Below are 1,329 nucleotides of genomic sequence, written 5' to 3' on the forward strand. Positions count from 1 at the left end.
CTAGTACAGCACGGCGGAAATAAGCCAAGTATTAGATGGCCAAGACTTTACCCTTATATGTCCACTTAAAAGGTTTAGCCATTGTTTTATTAAAATAGTCGATAAATTCAAGAATTCGAGTTTTGAGGTCATCCTGACTTTTGAAGCTGGCACGCTTGAGTAATTTCCGAACCAAAATACTGAACCAAATCTCAATTTGGTTGAGCCAAGAAGAATGTTTGGGTGTGTAATGGAAAACAATTCGATGTGTTGAGTCGTTCAAAAAAGCAGTACGGGATTTCATGGATTTGAGTATGCCACTTTTTCCCTTAATACCCAGGTCTATATCCAAACCTTCAATTTGTACAACCAACCGAACCAGCGACTCAGACTGGTGAGTATTCAGACAATCCATGATTAAATGCCATTTTTTGGCATTGGGGTCACTTTCAATTATTCGACGAATATTAAAGAGATAATCGGATTCGGTTCGGGAATCTCCACAATTAGGCTCGATAATCTTACCAGTGGCAACATCAAAATTAGCTATTAAAGTTTGTGTACCATGACGAATATATTCAAATTCCCGTCTTTCAACTAAACCTGGCCGCATTGGTAAATCTTTTTCTAGACGCTCAGTAGCCTGAATCCCAGTCATTTCATCAATGGATATTGTCCGCTCTCCGTTTTGATAACGTTCAATGGCGTTGATGTATAAACCAGTAATATCTTCAACTTTTGCGTCAAATTCTTCGTCCACAGGGGGGGGTTAACCAGTAGCGACTCTGGTGGGGTTTAAGTTCTGCTTCTTCTAACAATCTTCCCAGATGGCGGACGGATATACTTTCAATTATCCCTTGTTTCATAATTTCGTCTGCTAATTCTCTTGGCGTCCAATGACTTATTGGTCGTCCATAGTCGGACGGTGGTGAACATGCAAGGGCGAATAGTTCGATTACTTGCTCCATACTAAATTTTACTGGTGCGCCAATACGCTCTAAGTCTTGTAATCTCTGCAAAATAGACAACTCTTTATCGCTAGTTTCACACCATCGGTTTCGCCATAAACGAGCCATATCAAGACTTATATCTAATATCCGCGCAATTTCACCATGATTTTTCCCCTCTGACGCTAGGAGAATTATTTTTGCACGTAGTACTAGTTGTTGCGCCGCATTGTGTCGGTTTCTCAACTGTTGCAGTTCTGAGCGATCGCTCTCGTTCAAATTTAATACTTTTGGAGCTAATCGTGCCACACCTGCTTCCCTTGTTTTCAGCCTAAACTGCTTTGACTCTACTTTCTTAGTTTCTCACAATAATGCTTGGTTTATTTCCGCCGTGGTGTACTAG

General features: G+C 40.7%; 2 protein-coding genes. Both read right to left on the reverse strand.

Annotation, left to right across the window (positions count from 1 at the left end; all coding sequences use genetic code 11):
- Window positions 1–31: 31 nt before the first annotated feature.
- Window positions 32–739, reverse strand: a complete 708-nt coding sequence (locus tag ACM0OX_RS35615) for a transposase (protein ID WP_414519921.1) — start codon at window positions 737–739, stop codon at window positions 32–34.
- The gene (locus tag ACM0OX_RS35620; protein ID WP_414519923.1) at window positions 723–1,235 is read right to left on the reverse strand and encodes a helix-turn-helix domain-containing protein; all 513 of its coding nucleotides are present in this window, start codon (window positions 1,233–1,235) and stop codon (window positions 723–725) included. The genes ACM0OX_RS35615 and ACM0OX_RS35620 overlap by 17 nt, the downstream gene beginning before the upstream one ends.
- Between the last annotated feature and the right edge of the window lie 94 nt (window positions 1,236–1,329).

This window comes from Nostoc sp. PCC 9305 (assembly GCF_963920915.1).
Classification (GTDB): domain Bacteria; phylum Cyanobacteriota; class Cyanobacteriia; order Cyanobacteriales; family Nostocaceae; genus Nostoc.